The sequence below is a fragment of the Lysobacter sp. P5_C4 genome (genome assembly GCF_054049695.1).
Genome location: NZ_JBFULX010000004.1, coordinates 307,427 through 331,788 on the forward strand (window position 1 = coordinate 307,427; position 24,362 = coordinate 331,788).

Consider the following 24,362-nt stretch of genomic DNA (forward strand, 5'->3'; position numbering starts at 1 on the left):
GTCAGGCGCCCTGCCCTTCGAATCGGCCCGTGGTGAGGAAGGCGATGGTGCGATCGGCGGCTTGTGCCGAAAAGAGCAGGCCGCTGTGGCTGGCCCCGACGACGACGTGGTCTTTCACCCCCGGCAGGTGGGTTTCGGACACCGCGACCGTGCCGTCGTGTTCGTCCGTAAAGCCCGCGAACAGCGCGCCGAGCCCGTGCGGCGCGTTCCCGGCGACCACGCCGACCTCGGTGGCGCCCGCCCAGTCGGGGAAGCCTTCGCGCAGCAGCGTGGCGCTCTGGCCCAGGAGGACCGCGGCCATGGGCAAGCGCAGCAGGCCCGACGCCGCGCCGCTGCCGCTGAGCGGCGAACCGATGCAGACCAGCCGCCCGACCTTGAGCTCCGGCGCCTGGCGCAGCGCCTGCATCGCGATCAGGCCGCCGAGGCTGTGCGCGACGAGATCGACTTCCCGGTCGCCGATGCAATCGATCAAGGCCTGTACCGCACGGTCGGGGCCGTCGGCCACGCTCATGTAGGAGAAGACTTCGGTGTCGTAACCGGCGTCCTGCAACCGATGCGCGAGCCAATGCATGGCCATGCCCGGCATCCACAGGCCATGCAGCAGGACGACGGTGCGCTTCACGCGGCGGCGCGGCGCAGGATGAATTCGGGATCGCGCACGCTGCCGACGAGGAATTCGTAATTGCCGACCTTCTCGAACCCCAGGCGTTCGTAGAATCGCTGCGCGCCGAAGTTCTGCGAATACACCCCGATCCACAGCGTGGTCGGGCCGTCCTTTTCCAGCCAATCGAACGCGGTCTGGATCAGGCGCGAGCCCAGGCCACCGTTCTGCGCTTCGGGCAACAGGTAGATGCGCTTGAGTTCGCCGTCTTCGGGGCGCACGTCGGCGTGCGGCAAGGTGCAGGGACGACCGGCGAGCGCGTAACCCACCGCTGCGCCGTTGCGCTGCGCGATCCACATCGCGCACTGCGGATCGGACAAATACTTTTCGTGTTGTTCGACCGAGTAACTGTCCTGCAGGAATTGCGCGAGATCCGCCGGCGGATACAGATGCCCGAACGCAACGACGAACGCGCGCTCGGCGACATCCGACAACAACGCGGCGTCGTCGGGCGTCGCGCGGCGGATCACGTCGCTGCTCATTTCACCGGCTTCTCGCGCACCTGCACGTGCACTTCGGCCAGCTGCGCATCCGGCACCGGCGACGGCGCGCCGGTCATCAGGCACTGCGCGGTCGTCGTCTTCGGGAAGGCGATGACGTCGCGGATCGATTCGGTCCCCGCCATCAGTGCGGCGATGCGGTCGATGCCGAAGGCGATGCCGCCGTGCGGCGGCGCGCCGTACTTCAGCGCGTCGAGCAGGAAGCCGAACTTGCCTTCGGCTTCTTCCGCGCCGATGCCGAGCAGTTCGAACACCGCGCTCTGCATCTTCGAATTGTGGATGCGGATCGAACCACCGCCGATCTCGTTGCCGTTGAGCACCATGTCGTAGCCGCGCGACACGGCGGTCTTCGCGTTGGCGCGCAGGTCTTCGATGGAATCGACGGCCGGTGCGGTGAAGGGATGGTGGAGCGCCACGAAGCGGTTTTCCTCGTCGTCCCATTCGAACATCGGGAAGTCGGTGACCCACAGCGGCGTCCAGCCGTCGGCCACCAGGCCGAGGTCCTTGCCGAGCTTGATGCGCAGCGCGCCCATGAAGTCGGACGCGGACTTGTGGGTCGCAGCGCCGAAGAAAATGGCATCGCCGCTCTGTGCGCCGGTGGCCTTGAGGATCGCGGCGAGCGTCGCGTCGTCGAGGAACTTGGCGATCGGCGAATTGATGCCTTCGCGGCCCTTGTCCAGGTCGTCGACCTTCATCCACGCCAGGCCCTTCGCGCCGTACTTCGCCGCGTGCGCGGCGTAGTCGTCGATCTGCTTGCGCGAGAACTGCGCGCCGCCGGGCGTGCGCAACGCAACAACGCGGCCGTCGGCGTGGTTCGCCCAATCGGTGAAGACCTTGAATTCGCAGTTCCTGACCAGTTCGGCGATGTCGGTGAATTCCATCGCATTGCGCAGGTCGGGCTTGTCCGAACCGTAGCGGCGCATCGCTTCCTCGTAGGTCATGCGCGGGAAGGGATTGGGCAACTCGACGTCCATCACTTCGCGGAACACCACGCGGATCATTTCCTCGACCGTGTCCTGCACGTCGCGCTCGGACACCCACGCGAACTCCATGTCCAGCTGCGTGAATTCCAGCTGGCGATCGGCGCGCAGCGCTTCGTCGCGGAAGCAGCGCGCGATCTGGTAGTAACGGTCGAAGCCCGCCATCATCAGGATCTGCTTGAACAACTGCGGCGACTGCGGCAGCGCGTAGAACTCGCCATGGTGCATGCGCGCGGGCACGAGGAAGTCGCGCGCGCCCTCGGGCGTGGCCTTGGTGAGGATCGGCGTTTCGATGTCCTGGAAGCCGCGCGCGTCGAGCCAGCGGCGCAGCGACTGCACCAGCTGGATGCGCGTGCGCATCATCCGCTGCATTTCCGGTGTCCGGAGATCGAGATAGCGATACTTCAGGCGGATGTCCTCGCCCGGGTTCTCGTGTGCGTGGAAGGGCAGTGGCTCGGCCTTGTTGAGCAGTTCGATCGCGGTGGCGACCACTTCGACCTGGCCCGTCCTGATCTTCGGGTTCACGCTCTGGCGGCGGCGCACGGTGCCGGTGATGCGCAGGCAATCCTCGTAGCCTACGCGCGCGGCCGCTTCGATGACCGCGGCATTGCCGGCGGCCTCCGACGGTTCGGCGACGATCTGGACGATGCCTTCGTGGTCGCGCAGGTCGATGAAGCACAGGCCGCCGAGGTTGCGGGCGACGTCGGCCCAGCCGCACAGGGTGACGGTCTGGCCGACCAGCGCCTCGTCGACGAGGCCGCAGAAGTGGGTACGCATGGGGGTTCCGTTCGAGTTGCACCGGCGCGCGCGCCGGAAAGGGCGCCATTCTAGCCCGTCCTCCTCCGGCCGCTGGCCCCGTTTGGCTTGGGAGAAGGGGTCGCGAGGGGCAGCCGATGGTGTTTCCGCCGGAACGCGAGGCGGTGTACGTGCAGCGGATGTTCGGCTGGCAGGGGACGCGCCTGCGGCGGCTGGTGCTCTTCGCGCCGTTGTTCTTCCTGACCTTCATCGGCATCCAGGCGCTGCTGATGCCGGCCCCCCTGCTCGACTGGCTGCAGGCGCCCCTCACCTGGGTCGGGTTCTTTTCGCTGGCCGCCATCGGCCTGTGGATGCGGACCGTGCGCAGCGCCGACCTGTTCGCGTGGGCGGGCGTGGCGCTGCAGACCTTGTTCCTCGTGTTCTGCGCCTTGAGTACCCACCCGGGGCACGGCGGGCTCGCGCTCCTGCTGCCGATGTTCGTGGCGACGCCGCTGGTGACCGCGCCGTTCTGGGCACGCGCCCGGACGGTGTTCGTCGCGATCGTCTGCGCCTATCTCGCCGGCGCCCTCGCCTTGTGGCACAGCCATGCCGGCAGCACGGTGTGGCTGGCCTATGGCATCCAGGCGGTGGTGGGTGGCGTCATCGCGATGGCGATGCACGCGACGGTCGACAATGCGCGCCGCGGGTATTTCCTGGCGGAAGAAGAACTCGAACAGCGCGCGCGACTGGATGCACTGACCTCGGTGCTCAATCGCCGCCACTTCATCGAATCGGGCGAAGCGCTGCTGATGCACATGCGCCCCGGTCAAATCCTCAGCGCGTGCTTCGTCGACCTCGACCACTTCAAGCGCGTGAACGACGAAGGCGGCCACCGCATCGGCGACCAACTCCTCGCGGCGGTCGCGCATTGCCTGCTGGATTTGCAGGGCGAAGGCCGTTTGATCGGACGCGTGGGCGGCGAGGAGTTCGCGTTGCTGCTACCGGGCATGCATGCGCCGGAGGCGGAGCAGTACATCGCCGTGGTGTGCGAACGCATCGGTGCGCTCGCGGTGGATGGGTTCTCTTGCACCGCGAGCGTGGGGGTCGCGGAGTGGCACGGGGGCGAGACGCTGTCGGACTTGCTGCATCGCGCGGACCTGGCGCTGCTTGCGGCGAAGCGCGGTGGGCGGAATCGGATCGTGCAGTGGAGCGCGGGTATCGCGGCCTAGTGCGCGTCAGTCGGAGGACGCCGACGTCGGTTTCGGCGGTGCCGGCTTCGCTTCGGCAGGCTTCGCTTCGGCAGGCTTCGACTCCGCCGGCTTGCTCGCCTCGCCCGTCAAATTCTTCTTCTTGTCGCCGTCCTTCTTGAAATCCGTTTCATACCAACCGCTGCCGGACAGGCGGAACGAGGGCGCGGTGACCTGGCGCTTGACGGTTTCCTTCCCGCAGTTCGGGCACGTCGTCGGATCGGCATCCGACATCTTCTGGAGACGGTCGAAGGTGTGGCCGCAGTGGGTGCATTCGAAGGCGTAGATGGGCATGGCGGTCGGATTCGGTTTCGTTGGAGGTCAGGCGGCGTCGTACAACGCGAGCAAATCGGCTTCGGCACGTTCCAGGTCCCCACGCAGCTTCGATTGCTGCTTGCCCAGGTCGGTTGCGCGGCCGTCCGCGTAAGCCTTCGGATCGGCGAGCTGCGCATCGACCCGTGCGATCTCCGCTTCCAGCTCCGCCACGCGCGCTTCGGCCTTTTGCAACGCGTGCGTGTTGCGCTTCTTCGCGGGCGCTTTGGGCACCGGCGCGGGGGCGGCAGGTTGCGCTTTCGCGGCCTTCTCGGACTTCGACGACTCGCTGCCCGGGCGCGAACGCAACCACGCCGCGTATTGATCCAGGTCGCCGTCGAAATCCTCGACCTTGTGGTCGGCCACGCGCACGAAGCGGTCGCAGACCAGGCCGATCAGGTGCCGATCATGCGACACCAGCACGATTGCGCCATCGAAATCGCTCAGCGCTTCGGCGAGCGCCTCGCGCATGTCGAGGTCCAGATGGTTCGTCGGTTCGTCGAGCAGCAACACGTTCGGTTGTTTGAACGCGATCATCGCCAGCGCCAGGCGCGCCTTCTCGCCGCCGGAGAATCCGTCGATCGATTCGAACGCGCGGTCGCCGGGGAAATTCCACTTACCGAGGAAATCGCGGAACACCTGCGTCGGCAGATCGCCCGCGACCTTGCGCAGGTGGTCGATCGGCGTCTGCCCGGCCATCAGCGATTCGACGGTGTGCTGCGCGAAATAACCGATGCGCATGTCGGGATGTGCGATGCGCTCGCCCGCCAGCAGTGGCAGCTCGCCGACGAGCGTTTTCACCAGCGTCGATTTACCCGCGCCATTCGGGCCGAGCAAGCCGACGCGATCGCCCGCTTCCAGGCCGAAGTTCACGTTGGCGAGAATCTGCACGTCGCCGTAACCGGCATCGACGTCGCGCAGGCGCACCAGCGAGGTCGGCAGCCGCTGCGGTTCCGGGAAGGTGATGTGCAGCGAACGTTCGGCGCGCACCGCTTCGGTGCCGGCGAGCTTGGCCAGGCGCTTCATGCGCGACTGTGCCTGCTTGGCCTTGCTGGCCTTGGCCTTGAAGCGATCGATGAACGACTGCAGGTGCGCGCGCTCGACCTGTTCCTTTTCGTGCGCGATCTGCTGCTGGCGCAACTGCTCGGCGCGCTGGCGTTCGAACGCGGTGTAGTCGCCGGTGTAGAGCTTCGCGCGTTGCTCGTGCAGGTGCAGCGTGTGCGTGCAGATGTTGTCGAGGAATTCGCGGTCGTGCGAGATCACCAGCAGCGTGCCGGGGTAGCGCAGCAGCCATTGTTCGAGCCACAGCACCGCGTCGAGGTCCAGGTGGTTGGTGGGTTCGTCGAGCAGCAGCAGGTCGCTCGGCGTCATCAGCGCGCGTGCGACGTTGAGGCGCACGCGCCAGCCACCCGAGAACTCCGATACGGCTTTCGCGTGCGTTTCCGGCGGAAAACCCAGTCCGTGCAGCAGGCGGCCGGCGCGCGCGGTGGCGTCGTAACCGTTGAGTTCTTCCAACTTGTGATGCGCGAGGGCGACCGCTTCCCAGTCTTCGTTCGCGAAGGCGTTGGCCTCCATCTGGATCGCGTCGTGCACGGCCTGGTCGCCGGAGAGCACGAAGTCGATCGCCGAATCCGGCAGCGACGGGGTTTCCTGCGCGACCGTCGCGATGCGCGCCTTGCCCGGCATGTCGATGTCGCCCTTGTCCGGCTCCACCTCGCGCATCATCGCGGCGAACAGGGAGGACTTGCCGGTGCCGTTGCGCCCGACCACGCCCACGCGGTACCCCGCGTGCATCGCGAGGTCCACGTTGGACAAAAGGAGGCGCTCGCCGCGGCGGAGCGAGAAATTGCGGAAGGAAATCATAAGCCGGCCATTTTAGCAGCCGCGGGACCCTCAGCCCTTGCTGAACACCAATTTCCCGCCCTCGGCCTCCACCTCGATCCCATCGCCGCCCACGAATTCGCCGGCGAGGATCTTCTGCGCCAGCGGATTCTCGAGCTGCTGCTGGATGGCCCGCTTCAAGGGCCGCGCGCCGTACACCGGGTCGAAGCCCACGTTGCCCAGCAACGTGAGGGCCGAATCGGCGATCTCGATCCGGATGCCCCGCTCGGCCAGGCGCTTGCCGAGGTATTGCGTCTGGATGCGCGCGATCTCGCGGATCTGCGCCTTGTCGAGCGGATGGAACACCACGATTTCATCGAGCCGGTTGATGAACTCCGGCCGGAAATGCGCCTGCACCACGCCCATCACCGCGGCCTTCATCTGCGTGTAGGCCTCGGGTGTTTCACCCGAGAGCTCCTGGATCATCTGCGAGCCCAGGTTGGAGGTCATCACGATCACGGTGTTGCGGAAATCGACCGTGCGCCCCTGCCCGTCCGTCAGGCGCCCGTCGTCGAGCACCTGCAGCAGGATGTTGAAGACATCCGAATGCGCTTTCTCGACTTCATCCAGGAGGATCACGCTATACGGGCGGCGGCGCACCGCTTCGGTGAGATAGCCGCCCTCTTCGTAACCCACGTAGCCCGGCGGCGCACCGATCAGGCGCGCGACCGAGTGCTTCTCCATGAACTCGCTCATGTCGATGCGCACCATCGCGTCGGGCGAATCGAACAGGAAATCGGCGAGCGCCTTGGTCAGTTCGGTCTTGCCCACGCCCGTCGGGCCGAGGAAGAGGAACGAACCATTCGGCCGGTTCGGATCCGACAGGCCCGCGCGCGAACGCCGGATCGCATCGGACACCGCGCGCACCGCTTCGGCCTGGCCGACCACGCGCTTGCCCAGCACCGATTCCATCTGCAGCAGTTTCTCGCGCTCGCCTTCGAGCATCTTGGTGACCGGGATGCCGGTCCAGCGCGAAACCACTTCGGCGATCTCTTCTGCGGTGACCTTGTCCTGCAGCAGCGTGAAGCCCTTGGATTCGACTTCCTGCGCGGCATGCAACTGCTTCTCCAGCTCCGGCAAGCGGCCGTACTGGATCTCGCTCATCGTCGCGAAGTCCTGCTTGCGCTGCGCGGCTTCGAGTTCGAGCCTGGCCTGCTCGATCTGTTCCTTGATCTTCGTCGCGCCCTGCAGCGTGGCCTTTTCGGCCTTCCACACCTCTTCGAGATCGTTGTATTCGCGTTCGAGGCGGTCGATTTCGTCCTGCAGGTCCTGCAGGCGTTGCTTCGACTCGGCGTCCTTCTCCTTCTTCAAGGCCTCGCGCTGGATCTTCAGCTGGATCAGCCGGCGTTCCTTGCGGTCGAGTTCCTCGGGCTTGGAGTCGATTTCCATGCGGATGCGCGAGGCCGCCTCATCCATCAGGTCGATCGCCTTGTCGGGCAACTGGCGGTCGCTGATGTAGCGGTGCGAGAGCGTCGCCGCGGCGACGATCGCCGGATCGGTGATTTCCACGCCGTGGTGCACCGCGTAGCGTTCCTTGAGACCGCGCAGGATCGCGATGGTGTCCTCGACGCTCGGTTCGCCGACGAACACTTTCTGGAAGCGGCGCTCCAGCGCGGCATCCTTCTCGACGTACTTGCGGTATTCATCGAGCGTCGTTGCGCCGATGCAATGCAACTCGCCACGCGCGAGCGCGGGCTTGAGCATGTTGCCGGCATCCATCGAGCCCTCGGCCTTGCCCGCGCCGACCATCGTGTGCAGTTCGTCGATGAACAGGATGATCTGGCCTTCGTTCTTCGCCAGGTCGTTGAGGACGGCTTTCAACCGTTCTTCGAATTCGCCGCGGAATTTCGCGCCCGCGATCAGCGCGCCCATGTCGAGCGACAACACGCGGCGCCCGCGCAGACCTTCGGGCACTTCGTTGTTGATGATGCGCTGCGCGAGGCCTTCGACGATCGCGGTCTTGCCCACGCCCGGTTCTCCGATCAGCACCGGGTTGTTCTTGGTGCGGCGCTGCAGGACCTGGATGGTGCGGCGGATCTCCTCGTCGCGGCCGACGACCGGATCGAGCTTGCCCTTCTCCGCGCGCTCGGTGAGATCAATGGTGTATTTCTCCAGCGCCTGGCGCTGGTCTTCGGCGTTTTCGCTCTGCACTTTCTCGCCTCCGCGAATCGCGTCGATGGCGGCTTCGAGTTTCTGCTTCGTCGCACCGGCGGTCTTGAGCGCACGGCCGGCTTCGCTGCTGTCGTCGGCCAGCGCGAGCAGGAACAGTTCACTGGCGATGAAAGTGTCGCCGCGCTGCTGGGCAAGCTTGTCGGTGACGTTGAGCAGGCGGGCCAGGTCGTTGCCGACGCTGACGTTGCCGGCCTGGCCGGACACCTTCGGCAGTTTGTCCAGCGCCTCGCCGATGCGCTCGCGCAGCAGCGGCACGTTGACGCCCGCCTGCGTCAGCACGGAACGGCCGGTGCCGCCCTGCTGGTCGAGCAGCGCGGCCAACAGGTGGACCGGTTCGATGACGCTGTGGTCGCGGCCTACGGCCAGCGATTGCGCGTCGGACAGCGCTTCCTGGAAGCGCGAGGTCAGCTTGTCCATTCGCATGGGGATGGAACCTCTTGGATGCATGGGCCGGCGCGGCGGCCGACGAATAGCGTGGAGATGCGGGCGTGGAGGCCGGATGCAAGCGCCCCGGGCGGGTATCCTGTCGGCCGGTTTTCAGGCTCGGCGGGTTCGGTTCGCATGGCGCGGTGGATGTGGGGGGCGCTCAACGCGCTGCAGGCGGTGTTCACGGTCGCAGTGACACTCGTGGGGTTTCCGTTGGCGTTCCTGTTGGGCGTCACGCTGGGGCCGCGCCTGCCATTGCGCATGGCGGCCTGGTATTGGGCGCCGCTGTTGTTCGCCGGCGCCGGCGCCAAGCTCGAAATCCAGGGCGCCGAGCGCATCGACTGGTCGCGGCCGATGGTGCTCGTCGCCAATCATCAATCGATGATCGACATCCCGGCCTTGTTCCGCGCCGTGCCGGTGCCCTTGCGCTTCGTGCTCAAGCGTGAAGTCGCCTCGATGCCGATCGTGGGATGGTACGCGCGGATGATGGGGATGGTGTTCATCGATCGCGGCAATGCGCGGGATGCGAAGCGGCAGCTCGGCGCCGCGGCGGATCAGTTGCGTGGCGATGCGACCTTCGCCGCGTTTCCGGAGGGCACGCGTAGCAAGGACGGTGTCGTCGGTCCGTTCAAGGCCGGTGCGTTGCAGGTGGCGCTGGAAGCCGGCGTGCGCGTGTTGCCGGTCGCGATCGAAGGCGCGGGCAAGGTGCTGCCACCGTCGGGGTTTTTGGTGCGCCCCGGGGTCATTCGCGTGTGGTTCGGTACGCCGATCGAAACGGCGGGGTTGGCTGCGAACGAGCGGAATGCGCTGACGCAACTTGCGCGGGAGCAGATTGTCGGGATGCTTGGGGGGCGTGGGTAAGGCGCGCTCGGGCACTTGTTGGCGCGTCGGCCTTCATCGAATCCAGGCAAGCGTCGCCATGCGGCCCGTCGTTTGATCGCGGCGATGCGAGAAGAAGTTGGCATCGGCGATCGTGTCGAATCCGCCGCCGTGTACGTCCGTCACGCCTGCGGCGGCGAGGCGTTGGCGCGCGAGGGCGTACAGGTCGACGCGCCAGTGGCCTTCGCGTGTCGGCACGAAGGCGGATTCAGACGCGTTGTCGTGCGAGAGGAAGGCATCGTGGACTTCGCGGCCGATTTCGTAGGACTGCGGGCCGGCTGCGGGGCCGAGCCAGGCCACGATGTCTTCGCGTCCGGTGCGCATCGCATCGAGTGTCGCTTCGAGGACGCCGTTGGCCAGCCCGCGCCAACCCGCGTGCGCGGCGGCGAGTTCCTCGCCGGTGCGCGAGGACAACACGACGGGGAGGCAGTCGGCCGTGAGGATGGCGAGGACGGTGCCCGGGATGCGGGTGAGCGCAGCATCGGCTTCCGGTTCGTCGGTGCCGGGTTCGATCGCCACCTGGGTGCCATGGACCTGGCGGAGCCAACGCGGCGCGGCCGGAATCGCGAAGTGGTCGGCAAGGTCGGCGCGATTGCGTTGGACCGTCGCGGCGTCATCGCCACTGCGCGATCCCAGGTTGAAGGTATCGAAAGGCGCGCGCGAATGGCCGATGCCGTGGCGCCGCGTGGTGAACGCTTCGACGCGACCGGTCAACGGCCAGTCCGCCCGCACCGGGGTCAACGACCGGACTCCGTTGCGGCGCGCTGGTCGTCGCGCAGGGCATCCATCAATGCGCGCATGTCGGCGGGCACCGGCGCGGTGCAACGGATTGGTTCGCCCGTGGTCGGGTGCGCGAACTCCAGCGTCTCGGCGTGCAGCGCCTGGCGCTTGAAACCGCGCAGCGCTTCGATCAATTCCGGCGTCGCGCCGCGCGGCAGTTTCAGCGGGCCGCCGTAAAGTGGGTCGCCGACGATGGGGTGCTTCAGGTGCGCCATGTGCACGCGGATCTGGTGCGTGCGGCCCGTTTCCAGGCGGCATTCGAGCGCGGTGTGCGCCCGGAAGCGTTCGCGCAGGCGGTAATGCGTGATCGCTTCGCGGCCGTCCTCGCGCACGGCCATGCGGATGCGGTCGCGCGGGTGGCGGTCGATCGGCGCGTTCGCCGTGCCTCCGGAAACCAGGGCCCCGACGACGACGGCCAGGTACTGGCGATGCACACCGCGCGCGGAGAGCTGTTCGACCAGCGCGGTGTGCGCTTCCAGGGTGCGCGCGACGACCATGACGCCGGAGGTGTCCTTGTCGAGGCGGTGCACGATGCCCGCGCGCGGCAGGTTGGCCAGCGTGGGGTCGCGGTGCAGGAGCGCGTTGACGAGCGTGCCGGACGGGTTGCCGGCGCCGGGATGCACGACCAGGCCCGCGGGTTTGTCGAGGACGAACACGGCCGGGTCTTCGTAGAGGACATCGAGGGGGATATCCTCGGCCACCGCATGGGTCTGCACTTCCAGCACCACGGTGAGGGACACCGATTCGCCGCCGCGGACCGCATCGCGCCCGCGCACGAGGCGGCCGTCGAGCAGGGCGTCGCCCGACTTGATCCACTCCGACAGGCGCGAACGCGAGAATTCGGGGAACAAATCGGCCAAGACGGCGTCGAAGCGACGGCCCGCAGCCTCGTCGGGTACGACGACGGTGCGCGCGGCGTCGCCGGCGGGGGGATCGTTGGGTGTCATCTGCACTCCGGTTCAGCCGCCGGTGGCATGGCCCGGTCCGGCGTGGTTCTTCGGGCTGGTATTATCGGCCCTTCGTGCCTCTCCGGCGCCCCCTCACGAACCTGCGTCCCGCCCATGACCCCACGTTCCATGCTGCGCCGCCCCCTCCTCCTGCTGTTGCTCGTGGGCCTGATGCTGTCGATGTCGGGCTGCGGATCGATCAGCAAGCTCTGGAAGAAGAAGGACGCCAACGAAGGCCAGCCGGTCGAAGCGCTGTACGACAAGGCGCACGAACAGATGCTGGAAGAGCGCTGGGCCAGTGCCTCGGAAACCTGGCAGCGCCTCATCGCCCAGTACCCGTACGGCCCGTATACCGAGCAGGCGCTGATGGAAATGGCGTATGCCCAGTTCAAGGCCGGCAAGCACGATGACGCGGTGTCGACCATCGACCGCTTCATCCGCACGTACCCGACGCACCGGAACATCGCCTACTTCTATTACCTGCGCGGCCTGTCCAACGCCACGCGCAATGCGATCTTCCTGGCGCGCGTGTTCTCGTTGCAGACCAGCAACCGCGATCTCAGCACGCCGATGCAGGCGTACAACGATTTCTCGATCGTCGTCGAGCGCTACCCGAACAGCCGCTACGCCGCCGACGCGGCCCAGCGCATGATCTCGCTGCGCAACCTCTTCGCGAAGCACGAACTCGACACGGCGCTGTATTACCTGCGCCGCGGTGCGGACGTCGCCGCGATCACGCGCGCGAAGTACCTGCTGGAAACCTATCCGCAGAGCGCCTCGCAGGATGATGCGGTGGCCACGCTGGTCGTCGGTTACGAACATCTCGGCAACCAGACGCTCGCCGCCGACGCCAAGCGCGTGTTGCAGGCCAACGAGCCGAACCACCCGTATTTCTCCGGCGATTGGCCGGATTACCCGTCGACGTTCCGCCGCCTCAACCCGTTCGCGGGTGAGAAGTCGGCTTCCGAGCACCACGGAGACTGAGGGCGACGCGCCCTCGAACAGGAACGGCGCCCTCGGGCGCCGTTTTCGTTTCAGCCCGCGCCGGGTCAACCGTAGCCGTTCGTGATCGGGTAGCGCCGCTCGCGCCCGAAGGCACGACGCGACACCTTCGGCCCCGGCGCCGCCTGGTGACGCTTCCATTCGCTGATGCGCACAAGGCGCACGACGCGTTCGACCGTTTCGGCGTCGAAACCCGCCGCGATGATTTCCTCCGGCGATTGCTCGAGGTCCACGTGCCGCATGAGGATCGCGTCCAGCACGTCGTACGGCGGCAGGGAATCCTGGTCTTTCTGGTTCTCGCGCAATTCCGCGGACGGCGGGCGATCGATCACCGCCGTCGGGATCGCCATGCCGCCGTTGGGCGCCGAACCACCGGCGGCATTGCGCCACTGCGCGAGCGCGAAGACTTCGGTCTTGTACAGATCCTTGATCGGCGCGTAGCCGCCGCACATGTCGCCGTAGATCGTCGCGTACCCCACTGCGTATTCGCTCTTGTTGCCGGTCGTGAGCAGCAGGCCGCCGAGCTTGTTCGCCAATGCCATCAGGAGCACGCCGCGACTGCGCGACTGCAGGTTTTCCTCGGCAACGTCCACCGGCCTGCCCTCGAACATCGGCGCGAGCGCTTCGAGGAAACCGGCGAAGGGTTTTTCGATCGACACCGCCTGCAGCTTCACGCCGAGCGATGCGCATTGCTCGGCCGCCAGGTCGTTCGACATCTCCGCCGTGTAGCGCGAAGGCAAGCGCACCGCGGTGACGTTTTCCGCCCCGAGCGCATCGACCGTCAGCGCGAGCACCATCGCCGAATCGATGCCGCCCGACAGCCCCAGCCAGACGTTGCGGAAGCCGTTCTTGCCGCAGTAATCGCGGATTCCGCGCACGATCGCGCGCCAGGCGAGCGCGTCGCGGCTTTCTTCGTCCTCGACCGGCCATGACACGGGCAGGAACTTGCGCGTGCCGCCATCGAAATCCGCGACGAGCCAATGATCCTCGAACGCACGCGCCGCCGGATGCACGCGGCCGTCGCCATCGGCGATGACCGACGCACCGTCGAACACGACCGCGTCCTGCCCGCCGACGACGTTGAGATACGCCAGCGCGCAACCCGATTCGCGCACGCGGTCGGCGATGAGCGCGTCGCGCTGCGCGTGCTTGTCGCGCTCGAACGGCGAGGCGTTGGGCACGAGCACCAGTTGCGCGCCCAGTTCCACCGTGCGCGCCAGCGGTTCGGGAAACCACAGGTCTTCGCAGATCACCAGGCCGACCTGCGTGCCGTCGATCTCGAAGACGCACGCTTCGCCATCCGGATCGACGTCGAAGTAACGACGCTCATCGAACACGGCATAGTTCGGTAGCTCGCGCTTGCGGTAGGTTTGTTCGATCGCGCCGTCGCGCAACACGCTCGCGGCGTTGTACACGATCGCCCCCACTGCCTGCGGCCAGCCGACCACGGCGACGATGCCCTGCGCCGACTGCGCGATGCGCGTGATCGCCGCTTCGCAATCGGCGAGGAAGCGCGGCCGCAGCAGCAGGTCTTCCGGCGGATAACCGCTGACCGCCAGTTCCGGGAACAACACGATGTCGGCGCCGTGGCGGTCGCGGGCCTCCGCGATCAGGGCGGCGATGCGGTCGGCGTTGGCCACGACGGCCCCTACCGGGAAGTCGAACTGCGCGAGCGCGATGCGGAGCGTCATGTGCGCAGTCTAGCGAACCGGCGTGGCGTTGCCGCGGTGGGCGGCGCGCAGCACGCGCAAACCGGCCTGCTCCCATTGCCTGGGGCCCCGTGCGTTGGCGCAGGCCCGTTGCAAACTCCCGTCTTCCCACGCGGTGAACACGCCGGGGTCGATGTACGACTTGCGGCAGACCGCCGGCGTATTGCCCAGCCGTTTGGCGACGCGATCGATGACCGTGTTGCGCAGCGCATTGGCCACGCGCTGGTTGAGGCTGCCGTCGTCCTTCCGCGGCACCGGTTCGTCGGCCAGCAGGCGCAGCGCGGAGATCGTGCCGCCCCAGGTGCGGAAGTCCTTCGCGGTGAAGTCGGCGCCCATCGCTTCGCGCAGGTAGTCGTTCACCGTGCCCGAGGCGACCGGCTGCGGTTTGCCGTCGTCGTCCTGGTATTGGAAGAGTTGCTGCCCCGGCAGTTGCTGGATGCGGCGGACCAGGCGCGTGAGGCGTGCATCGTCGAGGACGATTTCATGGTCCTTGCCTGCCTTGCCGCGAAACGAGATGCGGGCGCGGCCGCCCTTGAGGAATTCGATGTGGCGGTTGCGCAGCGTGGTGAGGCCGAAGGAGTTGTTCGTCTCGGCGTAGTGGTCGTTGCCAACACGCACGAGGGTGCCACCGAGGAGGGCAACGACGATCGCGGCGACTTTTTCGCGCGGGAGGCCGTCGAGTGCGAGGTCGCGTCGCAGGGCGCGCCGCAGTTTCGGCAGGGCCTTGCCGAAGTCGATGATGCGGTCGAATTTCTCGACGCCGCGCACGTGGGACCAGCCGGGGTGGTAGCGGTATTGCTTGCGTCCGCGGGCGTCGCGGCCGGTGGCCTGGATGTGCCCGTTGGGTTTGGTGCAGATCCAGACGTCGGTCCAGGCGGGCGGGATGGCGAGGGTCCGGATGCGTTGGATCGTTTGTTTGTTCCGGACCGTTCGGCCTTTCACATCGATGTACGCAAACGACTTGCCGGCGCGTTTGCGGCGCAGGCCGGCGTCGGCGTCGCCTACGTAGGTCAGGCCGCCCTGGGCTGCGGATTTCACGTTGGGGTCGATGCGCATCCGCCGGAGGCTGGGGGGTGGGGCGTCAAGCGGTTGTCATTTCCGTCGCTACTTCGAGAGGGGCACCAGCATTGGCGCGCCGCCCGAACGTGAGTAGTTCCAAATTTTTTTGGGAAAAAAATTTGAAACTACTCACGCTGGGGCATCACCTTGCGGGTCGCTTCGATCGGAGGTCTTCGCCCGAGCGTCGTCGGGGGCTGCAAAGCAAGCTTTGCAGGGAGCCGATCATTTTCGGGTTGGCGACGCGCTTGCCCCGGTCCTGGTTGGGGACAGGCTCCAGCGAAGCATAGATCTCCACGGCGCATTGAAGTCGCACGCGTCCGCTCTCGACCCAAAGCCGACATTCGATCTGTCGTCCCGACGGGTCCGGTACCATCTCCAGATGACCGACACCATTCGATGCCGAGTTCACGGCGACCAAGAGCAAACGTTCGTTTGCCAACACTTGGCGAGGGCCCTGGACACCGGCGAGAGAGTTGGTTTCTTTTGGGCAAGTGGCGAGGACGGGGGGCGTGGCGACGCATGGTGCTCGATATGCGAGGAAGCGCGGATTCGGGAGGGTGGAGAATCAGGTAACTGGAACGACCGGTCCCAGAAGATCGCCGAAATCAAGATTCTCTGCGGGTCCTGCTACGACCGCGTTCGCGCACTGCACGGGTTCTAATGTCCGCTTCTGGCCGAAAGCGAACATCGGCTCGGCGTCCGCTTACGACCCAAAGCGGACATTCGCCCTGACAGTTACGATTGGACCGACCCGCATTCCATCCAAACTAGGGCGTCACGGCATGCTTCGTCCCGCGATACTCGCCTTGCGTACGATGGCAACTGTTGCGTGCTCGAGTTCGCGCGTTGCTGTCACACTCGAAGAAGCCTCGATTCGCAGTGTGGAAAACGAAGAGATTTTCTCCGGGTTCATCCCAGCCGAGCGGCGGCACGTTCAACGGCAGGTCGTTGAGTTCCGGATATCCAGCCAAACGGACGTCATCAAGTATTTCGAGGACCGGCGCCTCCAGATTCAGGTGCGTTGCCATGTCGACGGCAACACCAACGGCAAGGCATACGAGACCATTGGCTTCGGGCCACGGATTGACCGCATGGAAAACGACAGGGCGCTGCGCAACTCCACCAACAAGCCTGGGCGCTTCTATTACGTCGTGTATTCGTTCGTCGACCTTAAGGCCTACGACGTCGAGTACAAGGAAGGGAAGCCCGCAACCACCTTGGACCTGGAGGCCGATCGCTTCGAGTCATTGAGGTGCCGCATTGTCGGTGTGGAAATGGGAGCCTTGATCTTCCCGCGCTCCAACGATTTCGGCGTCTCTGCGAAGGAGTTCCATGAGTTGGCGCGGTTGTCCGCTTCTGGCCGATAGCGGACACAAGCTAAAGAATTTCCGAGATCCCGGAGACCCACATGCCGTTTCGCTTAAGCCTGTACCGTGCCGCCGATGGTCTTGGCCCCATGCATACGTGGGAGCGCGAGCACCGGCAACCACTAGGCGTGCGGGATGACATCCAGGCCGCACTGGAACGCGTTCTCAAAGGGATTCGCTGGGAGGAATCCGACGGCCTGCTCTTCGCCTCCTGCCCCTTCGACGGCGAGGTTCACGCCTGCGAAATTTGGCTCTTCGGTGAGCCGTCCGAGGAACTGCTCGACATCGGTGTTTATTCGTTACCCCCGGCGATCCGCGCGATCATGTCGGGGCTCGACCTCAATTACTGCTACGCGCGGGAGTCTGGGGACCTTTACTACCCGTTTAATGCGGGCGCTCACTGGCCCAACCTAGCCCGCACCGACTGACTTCCGCTTCTGGCCGATAGCGGACATGCCGACAACTGATAGCTGTATGTTTTCCGCAGCCTCATCTCACAGCAGCCCATGTAATGAGACCTTCTGTTCAAATTGCTGTGGCAATCGTCGTCCTGTTGGTGGGCGGCGCCTGCTTTTACTTCGGTATCTCGGGGATTCTCGACGGCTCGGTTGAGTTCCCGAGCAAGACGGATTCGAGGGAAGTCATTCGCGCCGCCTCTCCCAAGACGTTTGTCGCATGCGTCGTGTTCTGGTTGGTGGCGGGCGTCGGATCTCTATTGCTGGCGCTCAAGAACTTCCGAGAAGCCACTCGCCGCGGCTAGTCGCCAATGTCCCCTCTTGGCCGATAGCGGAAAGTCAGGAGGCGGGGGCGGTGCGAGGTGATGGCAAGTCACCTAGTGACCGCTTTCAACCCAAAGCGGACACTGGGCGATCCCAATAGCGCTACCCGCGAAGGCGGTTGATAGCGGTTACGGCGAGGAAGGCTCCCGCCAACACGCAGACTGCGATGAGGACCAGGGCGAGATCGCCGCTTACAACCGAATGGCTTCGGTATCGAAAGACCAACGTGCCTGATTCGATGGATTCCAGAAGCGAGCGACCGCCCAAGAACAGCATGACGACGCCAGCTAACAATGCGGAACCTTGTCCGAGCGGATCCTTGTTGAAGTCCTTCATCCTCGCGCCTTCCCCAACCGCAGGTTTCGTCGCATTGTGCCTCAGCAGCCGTTTTGCGAGTGTCCGCTCATGGCCGAAAGCGGACATCGAGCCTCAGTGACCGCTTTCGACCCAAAGCGGACACTGGGTTGTTAGCCGGTCTCGGCTTGCATAAGCTCAACCCAAATGGCGCCGGAAGCATCAATGGAAACCATTCTGTTCAAACTTTCGTTTGTGGCCCTGGTCCCATTGTTGCTGGTCTATTTCTACAGCTACAGCCAGTTTTATGAGGCAGTTAAACGCCAAGAGCACGAGTGGCTTCAATACAAGAACGAACCGAGCGTCTTTTACGCAAATTTGCCTAGGCGTTTCGACGCTAACGTCAGCATGCGCCTGCTTGGCGTTGCGTTTAGTCGTCGCGCCAAACAACTTGATGCGTCGGCTTACAGCTACGCTCGCGCGATTCGCATCATCCTCCCGCTCTACGTCGTGGCATTTGCGATTCTGGTGTGGTCGATATCCGCAGACGCATGAACCATGCCGCCTTCATGCAAACAGAGCCATGCGCGGCCAGTTCAGGTGTAGGCGAATGTCCGCTTCTGGCCGAAAGCGGACATCGGCGGCGGCTTCGGGCCGCAGGTGACAGCGAGTCACGTAGTGACCGGCTTCGACCAAAGCGGACAAGGTTGGCCAACATATGTGGCGGTCAGTCGTTACCGGACGAGAGCTAAGGGCTCACAATTAGTTCAGCCGACGCTGCATCATGGGCGTCACAACTCAGGTGCCAGGGGGCACTATGAAACTAACTCACACGCTTGTGCCTGTACTCGTCGTCATCGCGGGGTTGTCTGCTTGCTCGACGGTGCCCGTTTCAGGAGCTTCCGCACTGTCAGTTCCCGCTGATCGCATCTACCGGGCCGAATATATCGGCGCAGCTTCCGAGGCGGAGCAAGCGACGGTAGTTTTCCGGCGGGATGCTGGCTTCAGCGGTGCTGGATGTAGCCACGACATTTTTGTAGACAATGTAAAGGTATTCGCCATCCGCCACGGCGAAGAACTCACCATCCACCTGCCGGCAGGACCGCACTTCTTCCGTCTTGAGACCGGCGGCGGCCTCTGTCCGAACATTGCAACTTCGCAAGATGCAGTTCTCCCGGCCGGCGGTAGGCAGGTTTATCGCATCTTGCTGCCGTCGGACGGCAACTTGCGCATGACGCGGATCGAGTGACTCTGACGCACCGCCCCACTTCCTTCCACGCTGTCCGCTTTCGACCCAAAGCGGACCTCTGGCTGACTTTGGATTGATGGGCGTTCATAGGACTGATTGGTAGGGGCGGCAGTCGGTTCGGGGGCCAGGGGTTAGGATGGCGAATAACCGCACCAACGACGTTGGAACGAGTGCCTTGGAAATGAAATTCCGCTTATCCCGATCCGGATTGGTATCGGCCATAGGGTTCCTTTGCTACTGCTCGTACTTTCTCTGGCTATTCGTTCAGGGGGCCGGCCAAGCCCCCATATTCATCTTTCTAGCAACACTTCCAGTCTCGCTTCTCGTCAATCCGTTGGTGGACTGGCTGCAAATCTCGCTGCATTGGGCTGATCCACTTCGGGTGAACGCCGAACTGGCGTTGTCGATTTGCTTAGGAATCGTTCTCTACTACGCAATCGGCCATCTCATTGGCATTTATGTAAAGAAGCTGTCTTAGCGTTGCGGCCCGCGCTTCTCGAACCTACTGTCATTCGTTGGCGAGCAGCTCCGTCGTGGGGCTAGCGACGAGTGGGCGAGTGTCCGCTATTGGCCGATAGCGGACATCGAGTCCCAGCGTCCGCTTTCGACCCAAAGCGGACATTTGATCAGGCCATAGCCGAACGCTCGCGCTGACGCCTGCGACCGCATGTTGATCTGGTAAGTTGGACCGATGACCCGACTTTTTCTGGCAGTTCTGCTAACGCCGCTGGCACTGCATCTGCCGTTTCTGATCCCACCGTATGAAACGTTCACGTTCTGGTGGTTTCGACTGTTGTTGTCCTTCAGCTACGCGGCGATGTTCTTATTCGGCGTCCCGCTACTTTGGCTGTTCGTGCGGAAGCGTTGGACTTCCTGGTGGCAGTGCATTGCGGCAGCCCTCGCAGCGGCCACACTTTTTCTGCTCCTTTGGTTCTTCGTCCTGACGAACTGGGAGCACTTCCTGCTCAATGGCCTTCGCGTATCGCTCTATGCGTGGGCCATGGCGGTGGTGGCCGGGGGATTGTTCTGGCTTATAGCCTTCTGGCGGAACCCACGCTTCACCGCCTCCGAAACATCGTAGGCGCTTAGCGGTTCGCTCTGATTGCAGGCTTGGCGAGTGTCCGCTTCTGCCGATAGCGGACACCAGTTGGCAAGGTCGCGACGCTCTGGCGAAGACGATCGGCTATCTGCAAAGCTTGCTTTGCAGCCCCCAGTGAAGGCTCGGCGAACGCCCTCGATCGAAGCGATCCGAATGGTGATGCCCCAGCGTGCGTAGTTTCAAATTTTTTTCCCAAAAAAATTTGGAACTACGCATGTTCGGGCGGCGCGCCAACAGGTTTCGAGCGCGCGCTACTCGCGAACGCTCCTAACGCCGAGCCCACTCCGCCAGCAACACCGCAGTCGCAGCCGCCACATTCAAGCTCTCGACTTTCCCGCTCCCGGGAATCGACACGCGCAAGTCGCACAACCCCGCCAGCGCACTCGACATCCCCTCGCCTTCCGCACCAAGCACGTAAACCACGCGTTCCGGAATCGGTGCTTCGAACAACGGCAAACCATCGCGAACCACCGTCGCCACGAGCGAGAACCCCGCGCCCCGCAACTGCGACAACGCATTGTCCTCGCGCCCCAACCGCACGAACGGCACCACTTCCGCGCCACCTTCGGCGACACGCGCCGCCGCGCCCGACAACGCCAGGTTCGAATGCTTCGGTAACAGGATCGCAGACACGCCGAAATGCGCGGCCGAACGCAGGATCGCGCCGACGTTGTGCGGGTTGCCGACGCCATCCAGCCACAACGCACACACCGGCCCGGCCGGCAAATGGTGCAGCCATGTCGTCAACGTCGCCTGCGGCTCGCGCAACAGATCGGCAACGACACCCTCGTGGTGCTCACTGCCGGCGAGGCGACGCAAGTCGTCGTCTTCGACCACCCGATATCCGATGCGATTCGCCACGCACCAACGCAACATCGGCTGCAACTGCGGAATGCGCTCGTTGACCAGATACAACTTGCGCAAGGACTCCGGACGACGATGGAACGCCGCCTTCACCGCATTCACGCCGTACAGGCGCAACTCGGTGTCGCGATGCTCGCGCGCATGCTGATGCTCTTCCGACGGCGGCGCTTCTTCCCGCTGCACCGGCGGGCGCGGCGCACGCACTTCGCGCGGCGGGCGCGCATCGGGCTGCGCCGGACGCTTGGGTCCGCGCGATTTCCAGGGCGATTCCCGCTCGCTCACGTTGCCTCCTCGACCGGATGCGTGTCGCCCACCGGGCGAACGCTGGCTTCCAGCGCCTTCAGTTCGTGCGCCACCGCTTCGGGCGAACGCGTGTACGGCGCAAGCAGCGCATAGAACGCCGGCACGACGAACAAGGACAGCAGCGTCGAGAAACCGACGCCGAAGATCACCACGATGCCGATCGTCGCACGGCTCGCCGAACCCGGGCCGCCCGCGACGACGAGCGGCACCGCGCCGACCATCGTCGCGATCGAGGTCATCAGGATCGGGCGCAGGCGCACGCCGGCCGATTCGACGATGGCCTGGTGCACGCTGCGGCCTTCGTCGCGCAACTGGTTGGCGAATTCGACGATCAGGATGCCGTTCTTCGCGGCCAGGCCCACGAGCATGACGACGCCGATCTGGCTGAAGAGATTCAGCGTGCCGCCCGTCACCCACAGACCGATCAGCGCGCCGAGCACGCCGAGCGGCACGGTCAGCATGATCACGAAGGGATGGATGAAACTTTCGAACTGCGCCGCGAGCACGAGGTACACGACGAGTAACGCGAGCGCGAAGGTGAGCAGGACCGCGCCGCCCGCCTGCTGGTATTCGCGCGACTCGCCCTTCCAGTCGATCTGCGCCTGCTCGGGCAATTCCTGTGCGACCACTTGATTGAGCCACGTGATGGCATCGCCCATGCGATAGCCGGGCGCCAGGCCCATGCTGATCGTCACCGCGCGCAGGCGGTTGAAGCGGTTGAGCGAGCCGGCTTCGGCGACGTCCTGTAGCGTCACCAGGTTCGACAACGGGATCAACGCATTGTCGCGCCCGCGCACCTGGATCGCGGCGAGGTCGGCGGGCGTTGCGCGGCCGGTCTTGTTCGCCTGCACGACGACGTCGTACTCCTCGCCGCCGCGCACGAAGGTCGTGACGCGCCGCGAACCCATCATCGTTTCCAGCGCATGCCCGATGGATTCGACGCTCACGCCGAGGTCGGATGCACGCCGGCGGTCGATCTGCACGCGCATCTGCGGGCGCGTTTCCTTGTAGTCGCTGTCGGCGCCGACCAGGCCCGGGTTGCCTTCGATGCGTTCGAGCAAACGATCGCGCCACTTCGCCAGTTCCGCATAGTCCGGGCCACCGAGCACGATCTGCACCGGCTGCCCACGCGTGCGCACCAGGCCGCCGGCGACCTGCGTGGAGATCTTCATCCCGGGCATCTTGTCGAGTTTCTTCTTGAGGTCCTGCGCGACGTCGGCCGTGTTTTCCTTGCGCTGCGACCAGTCCTTCAGGAACACGCTGAAGCGCGCGGTGTGCATTTCCTCGCTCGCACCGAACCCGCCGGGCACGCGCGCGTTCGCGCGTTCGATCGGGCCATGGCCGATTTCCGGCGCGATGATCTTCTCGGCCTGCTTCACTTGCTGCACGGTGTAGTCGTAGCCCGCGCCTTCCGGGCCGGTGAGCGTGACGTTGAAGCTGCCGCGGTCTTCCGGCGGCGCGAGTTCGGACGGCACGAATTTGAACAGCACGAAGCTGGCGGCCAACGCGGCGATCATCAGCAGGCCGAAGCGGATGGGCCGCTCGACGTTGCCTTCGATGAAGCGCTTGTAACGCGTGGTCACCCAATCCAGGCGCTTGTTGACCCAGCGATGCACCGGGTTGCCCTTCTCTTCCGAATGCGGGCGCACGAGCTTGGACGACAACATTGGCGTGAGCGTCAACGCGACGAACGCCGACAGCGCGACCGCACCGGCGAGCGCCACCGACAACTCGCGGAACAAGCGCCCCGTGTTGCCTTCCATGAAGCCGATCGGCAGGAACACCGCAACGAGCACCGCGGTCGTCGCGATCACTGCGAAGGCCACCTGCCGCGTGCCGCGCGCGGCAGCGACGAGCCGGGGCTCGCCGAGATCCGCGCGGCGCTGGATGTTTTCCAGCACCACGATCGCATCGTCGACGACCAGGCCGATGCACAACACCAGCGCGAGCAGGGTCAGCAGGTTGATCGAATAGCCGAACAGATACAGCGGCAGGAAGGCGGCGATCAGACAGACCGGCACGGTCACCGCGGGGATCAGCGCGGCGCGCACGCTGCCGAGGAAGATCCAGATCACGATCAGCACCAGCACCACCGCTTCGATCAGCGTGTGGTAGACGCGCTCGACCGAGGCGTCGATGAAGGTGGTCGTGTCGAAGGCGACGAAGATCTTCGTGCCCTGCGGCAACGAGGGCGAGATGCGCTCGGCTTCCGCACGCACGGCGCGCGCGACGTCCAGCGCGTTCGCCGTGGACGTGCGCGCGACGCCCAGGCCGATGTTGTTCTGGCCGTTGGAGTGGTAGTACGCGCGGCGTTCGGCGGACGCCAGTTCGACCTTCGCGACATCGCCCAGGCGCACGACGTAGCCATCGGGTCCCTTGCCGAGCGGGATCTGCGCGAAGTCTTCGGGCTTCTGGTAATCGCGGGCCACGCGCAGCGTGAAGTCGCGTTCGGCCGATTCGATGCGGCCGGCCGGCAGTTCGACGTTCTCCTGCTTCAGCGCGTTCTCGACGTCCTCGACGGTGAGCGCGCGTGCGGCGAGCGCATCGCGGTCGAGCCACACGCGCATCGCGTAACGCTGTTGGCCGCCAATGCGGACGGCCGCGACGCCATCGATGCTCGAGAGTCGGTCGACGACATAACGCTCGGCGTAGTCCGACAACTGCAGCGAATCCATCGATGTCGAGCTCATGTTGAGCCAGATGATCGGATCCGAATCGCTTTCCACCTTGCTCACCTGCGGCGGATCGGCTTCTTCCGGCAGGCGGTTGAGCACGCGGCTCACCGCGCCGCGCACGTCGTTGGCCGCGCCTTCGATGTCGCGCGAGAGCGTGAATTCGATGGTGACCGACGCGCGCCCGTTGACGCTGCTCGACTGGATGGTCTCCACGCCCTCGATGCCCGACAGCGCATCTTCCAGGATCTGCGTGACGCGGGTTTCGACCACCTGCGCCGAGGCGCCGGTGTAGTTCACTTCGACCGAGACGATGGGCGGATCGATGGCGGGCAGTTCGCGCAGCGTCAGGCGCGTGAACGCCATGATGCCGAGCACGATGAGCAGCAGGCTGATGACGGTCGCGAAGACCGGCCGCTGGATCGAGATATCGGAAAGCCGCATG

The 24,362-nt window shown here is 65.1% G+C and carries 22 protein-coding genes; 9 read left to right on the top strand and 13 right to left on the bottom strand.

The window, feature by feature from the left end; all coding sequences use genetic code 11:
- Position 1: 1 nt before the first annotated feature.
- From ACXJJ8_RS11845 to aspS, 3 genes are read right to left on the bottom strand one after another with little or no spacing between them, the layout of a single operon-like run.
- Positions 2 to 622 carry an alpha/beta fold hydrolase gene (locus ACXJJ8_RS11845; RefSeq protein ID WP_499030236.1) on the bottom strand — a complete coding sequence of 207 codons (621 nt, stop codon included), beginning with the start codon at positions 620 to 622 and terminating at the stop codon, positions 2 to 4.
- Positions 619 to 1,143 (bottom strand): GNAT family N-acetyltransferase, encoded by a 525-nt coding sequence (locus ACXJJ8_RS11850; protein WP_499030238.1) that lies wholly within the window; start codon positions 1,141 to 1,143, stop codon positions 619 to 621. The genes ACXJJ8_RS11845 and ACXJJ8_RS11850 overlap by 4 nt, the downstream gene beginning before the upstream one ends.
- Entirely contained in the window at positions 1,140 to 2,918 is a 1,779-nt protein-coding gene (aspS, locus tag ACXJJ8_RS11855) for an aspartate--tRNA ligase (RefSeq protein ID WP_499030240.1), read from the bottom strand. Before aspS ends, ACXJJ8_RS11850 begins: the two co-directional genes overlap by 4 nt.
- A gap of 116 nt (positions 2,919 to 3,034) precedes the next feature.
- On the opposite strand from aspS, the gene ACXJJ8_RS11860 reads away from it, so the two are divergent.
- Positions 3,035 to 4,105, top strand: a complete 1,071-nt coding sequence (locus tag ACXJJ8_RS11860; RefSeq protein WP_499030243.1) for a GGDEF domain-containing protein — start codon at positions 3,035 to 3,037, stop codon at positions 4,103 to 4,105.
- A 6-nt stretch (positions 4,106 to 4,111) separates the two neighbouring features.
- Here ACXJJ8_RS11860 and ACXJJ8_RS11865 read toward each other — a convergent pair whose 3' ends face one another.
- The 3 genes from ACXJJ8_RS11865 to clpB are packed head-to-tail and all read right to left on the bottom strand — an operon-like array spanning position 4,112 to position 8,911.
- Positions 4,112 to 4,417, bottom strand: a complete 306-nt coding sequence (locus ACXJJ8_RS11865) for an FmdB family zinc ribbon protein (RefSeq protein WP_499030246.1) — start codon at positions 4,415 to 4,417, stop codon at positions 4,112 to 4,114.
- A gap of 27 nt (positions 4,418 to 4,444) precedes the next feature.
- Positions 4,445 to 6,298, bottom strand: a complete 1,854-nt coding sequence (locus ACXJJ8_RS11870; RefSeq protein WP_499030248.1) for an ABC-F family ATP-binding cassette domain-containing protein — start codon at positions 6,296 to 6,298, stop codon at positions 4,445 to 4,447.
- A 30-nt stretch (positions 6,299 to 6,328) separates the two neighbouring features.
- The gene (gene clpB, locus ACXJJ8_RS11875; RefSeq protein WP_499030251.1) at positions 6,329 to 8,911 is read right to left on the bottom strand and encodes an ATP-dependent chaperone ClpB; all 2,583 of its coding nucleotides are present in this window, start codon (positions 8,909 to 8,911) and stop codon (positions 6,329 to 6,331) included.
- Between the two features lie 138 nt (positions 8,912 to 9,049).
- On the opposite strand from clpB, the gene ACXJJ8_RS11880 reads away from it, so the two are divergent.
- Entirely contained in the window at positions 9,050 to 9,775 is a 726-nt protein-coding gene (locus ACXJJ8_RS11880) for a lysophospholipid acyltransferase family protein (protein ID WP_499030254.1), read from the top strand.
- A 33-nt stretch (positions 9,776 to 9,808) separates the two neighbouring features.
- On the opposite strand, the gene pgeF is transcribed toward ACXJJ8_RS11880, so the two are convergent.
- Positions 9,809 to 10,534 (bottom strand): peptidoglycan editing factor PgeF, encoded by a 726-nt coding sequence (pgeF, locus tag ACXJJ8_RS11885; RefSeq protein ID WP_499030257.1) that lies wholly within the window; start codon positions 10,532 to 10,534, stop codon positions 9,809 to 9,811.
- The gene (gene rluD / locus ACXJJ8_RS11890) at positions 10,531 to 11,520 is read right to left on the bottom strand and encodes a 23S rRNA pseudouridine(1911/1915/1917) synthase RluD (protein WP_499030259.1); all 990 of its coding nucleotides are present in this window, start codon (positions 11,518 to 11,520) and stop codon (positions 10,531 to 10,533) included. The genes pgeF and rluD overlap by 4 nt, the downstream gene beginning before the upstream one ends.
- Before the next feature lie 114 nt (positions 11,521 to 11,634).
- Between rluD and ACXJJ8_RS11895 the strand changes: the two genes are divergently transcribed.
- On the top strand, positions 11,635 to 12,504 hold the full coding sequence (locus ACXJJ8_RS11895; RefSeq protein WP_499030262.1) for an outer membrane protein assembly factor BamD: 870 nt from the start codon (positions 11,635 to 11,637) through the stop codon (positions 12,502 to 12,504).
- A gap of 65 nt (positions 12,505 to 12,569) precedes the next feature.
- On the opposite strand, the gene ACXJJ8_RS11900 is transcribed toward ACXJJ8_RS11895, so the two are convergent.
- Both ACXJJ8_RS11900 and ACXJJ8_RS11905 read right to left on the bottom strand, forming a co-directional pair.
- Positions 12,570 to 14,213, bottom strand: a complete 1,644-nt coding sequence (locus tag ACXJJ8_RS11900; RefSeq protein ID WP_499030263.1) for an NAD+ synthase — start codon at positions 14,211 to 14,213, stop codon at positions 12,570 to 12,572.
- A gap of 9 nt (positions 14,214 to 14,222) precedes the next feature.
- Positions 14,223 to 15,287, bottom strand: coding sequence for a DNA topoisomerase IB (locus tag ACXJJ8_RS11905; RefSeq protein WP_499030266.1), 1,065 nt, complete (start codon positions 15,285 to 15,287; stop codon positions 14,223 to 14,225).
- A gap of 785 nt (positions 15,288 to 16,072) precedes the next feature.
- Here ACXJJ8_RS11905 and ACXJJ8_RS11910 point away from each other — a divergent pair.
- The 3 genes from ACXJJ8_RS11910 (at position 16,073) to ACXJJ8_RS11920 (ending at position 17,417) form a co-directional block, all read left to right on the top strand.
- Positions 16,073 to 16,657 (top strand): hypothetical protein, encoded by a 585-nt coding sequence (locus ACXJJ8_RS11910; RefSeq protein ID WP_499030268.1) that lies wholly within the window; start codon positions 16,073 to 16,075, stop codon positions 16,655 to 16,657.
- 41 nt (positions 16,658 to 16,698) lie between these two features.
- A complete protein-coding gene (locus ACXJJ8_RS11915; protein ID WP_499030270.1) occupies positions 16,699 to 17,085 on the top strand; it encodes a hypothetical protein in 387 nt (128 codons plus the stop codon).
- An 83-nt stretch (positions 17,086 to 17,168) separates the two neighbouring features.
- Positions 17,169 to 17,417: a hypothetical protein gene (locus ACXJJ8_RS11920; protein ID WP_499030273.1), complete on the top strand. Its 249-nt coding sequence runs from the start codon at positions 17,169 to 17,171 to the stop codon at positions 17,415 to 17,417.
- A gap of 121 nt (positions 17,418 to 17,538) precedes the next feature.
- On the opposite strand, the gene ACXJJ8_RS11925 is transcribed toward ACXJJ8_RS11920, so the two are convergent.
- Positions 17,539 to 17,772: a hypothetical protein gene (locus tag ACXJJ8_RS11925; RefSeq protein ID WP_499030276.1), complete on the bottom strand. Its 234-nt coding sequence runs from the start codon at positions 17,770 to 17,772 to the stop codon at positions 17,539 to 17,541.
- A gap of 183 nt (positions 17,773 to 17,955) precedes the next feature.
- Between ACXJJ8_RS11925 and ACXJJ8_RS11930 the strand changes: the two genes are divergently transcribed.
- The 3 genes from ACXJJ8_RS11930 to ACXJJ8_RS11940 all read left to right on the top strand — a co-directional run bounded on the left by ACXJJ8_RS11930 (position 17,956) and on the right by ACXJJ8_RS11940 (position 20,060).
- Positions 17,956 to 18,285, top strand: a complete 330-nt coding sequence (locus ACXJJ8_RS11930) for a hypothetical protein (RefSeq protein ID WP_499030278.1) — start codon at positions 17,956 to 17,958, stop codon at positions 18,283 to 18,285.
- 262 nt (positions 18,286 to 18,547) lie between these two features.
- The gene (locus tag ACXJJ8_RS11935; protein ID WP_499030280.1) at positions 18,548 to 18,979 is read left to right on the top strand and encodes a hypothetical protein; all 432 of its coding nucleotides are present in this window, start codon (positions 18,548 to 18,550) and stop codon (positions 18,977 to 18,979) included.
- A 691-nt stretch (positions 18,980 to 19,670) separates the two neighbouring features.
- A complete protein-coding gene (locus ACXJJ8_RS11940) occupies positions 19,671 to 20,060 on the top strand; it encodes a hypothetical protein (protein ID WP_499030282.1) in 390 nt (129 codons plus the stop codon).
- A gap of 285 nt (positions 20,061 to 20,345) precedes the next feature.
- Here the strand turns inward: ACXJJ8_RS11940 and ACXJJ8_RS11945 are convergent, their stop codons facing one another.
- The gene (locus ACXJJ8_RS11945) at positions 20,346 to 21,224 is read right to left on the bottom strand and encodes a TrmH family RNA methyltransferase (RefSeq protein ID WP_499030284.1); all 879 of its coding nucleotides are present in this window, start codon (positions 21,222 to 21,224) and stop codon (positions 20,346 to 20,348) included.
- Positions 21,221 to 24,361, bottom strand: a complete 3,141-nt coding sequence (locus tag ACXJJ8_RS11950) for an efflux RND transporter permease subunit (protein WP_499030287.1) — start codon at positions 24,359 to 24,361, stop codon at positions 21,221 to 21,223. Before ACXJJ8_RS11950 ends, ACXJJ8_RS11945 begins: the two co-directional genes overlap by 4 nt.
- Between the last annotated feature and the right edge of the window lies 1 nt (position 24,362).

Coding starts and splice junctions, on each gene's coding strand:
- ACXJJ8_RS11850 (WP_499030238.1), bottom strand. CDS start 1,143: ATGAGCAGCGACGTGATCCGCCGCGCGACGCCCGACGACGCCGCGTTG.
- aspS (WP_499030240.1), bottom strand. CDS start 2,918: ATGCGTACCCACTTCTGCGGCCTCGTCGACGAGGCGCTGGTCGGCCAG.
- ACXJJ8_RS11860 (WP_499030243.1), top strand. CDS start 3,035: ATGGTGTTTCCGCCGGAACGCGAGGCGGTGTACGTGCAGCGGATGTTC.
- ACXJJ8_RS11865 (WP_499030246.1), bottom strand. CDS start 4,417: ATGCCCATCTACGCCTTCGAATGCACCCACTGCGGCCACACCTTCGAC.
- ACXJJ8_RS11870 (WP_499030248.1), bottom strand. CDS start 6,298: ATGATTTCCTTCCGCAATTTCTCGCTCCGCCGCGGCGAGCGCCTCCTT.
- clpB (WP_499030251.1), bottom strand. CDS start 8,911: ATGCGAATGGACAAGCTGACCTCGCGCTTCCAGGAAGCGCTGTCCGAC.
- ACXJJ8_RS11880 (WP_499030254.1), top strand. CDS start 9,050: ATGGCGCGGTGGATGTGGGGGGCGCTCAACGCGCTGCAGGCGGTGTTC.
- rluD (WP_499030259.1), bottom strand. CDS start 11,520: ATGACACCCAACGATCCCCCCGCCGGCGACGCCGCGCGCACCGTCGTC.
- ACXJJ8_RS11895 (WP_499030262.1), top strand. CDS start 11,635: ATGACCCCACGTTCCATGCTGCGCCGCCCCCTCCTCCTGCTGTTGCTC.
- ACXJJ8_RS11900 (WP_499030263.1), bottom strand. CDS start 14,213: ATGACGCTCCGCATCGCGCTCGCGCAGTTCGACTTCCCGGTAGGGGCC.
- ACXJJ8_RS11905 (WP_499030266.1), bottom strand. CDS start 15,287: ATGCGCATCGACCCCAACGTGAAATCCGCAGCCCAGGGCGGCCTGACC.
- ACXJJ8_RS11910 (WP_499030268.1), top strand. CDS start 16,073: ATGCTTCGTCCCGCGATACTCGCCTTGCGTACGATGGCAACTGTTGCG.
- ACXJJ8_RS11915 (WP_499030270.1), top strand. CDS start 16,699: ATGCCGTTTCGCTTAAGCCTGTACCGTGCCGCCGATGGTCTTGGCCCC.
- ACXJJ8_RS11920 (WP_499030273.1), top strand. CDS start 17,169: ATGAGACCTTCTGTTCAAATTGCTGTGGCAATCGTCGTCCTGTTGGTG.
- ACXJJ8_RS11925 (WP_499030276.1), bottom strand. CDS start 17,772: ATGAAGGACTTCAACAAGGATCCGCTCGGACAAGGTTCCGCATTGTTA.
- ACXJJ8_RS11930 (WP_499030278.1), top strand. CDS start 17,956: ATGGAAACCATTCTGTTCAAACTTTCGTTTGTGGCCCTGGTCCCATTG.
- ACXJJ8_RS11935 (WP_499030280.1), top strand. CDS start 18,548: ATGAAACTAACTCACACGCTTGTGCCTGTACTCGTCGTCATCGCGGGG.
- ACXJJ8_RS11940 (WP_499030282.1), top strand. CDS start 19,671: ATGACCCGACTTTTTCTGGCAGTTCTGCTAACGCCGCTGGCACTGCAT.
- ACXJJ8_RS11950 (WP_499030287.1), bottom strand. CDS start 24,361: ATGCGGCTTTCCGATATCTCGATCCAGCGGCCGGTCTTCGCGACCGTC.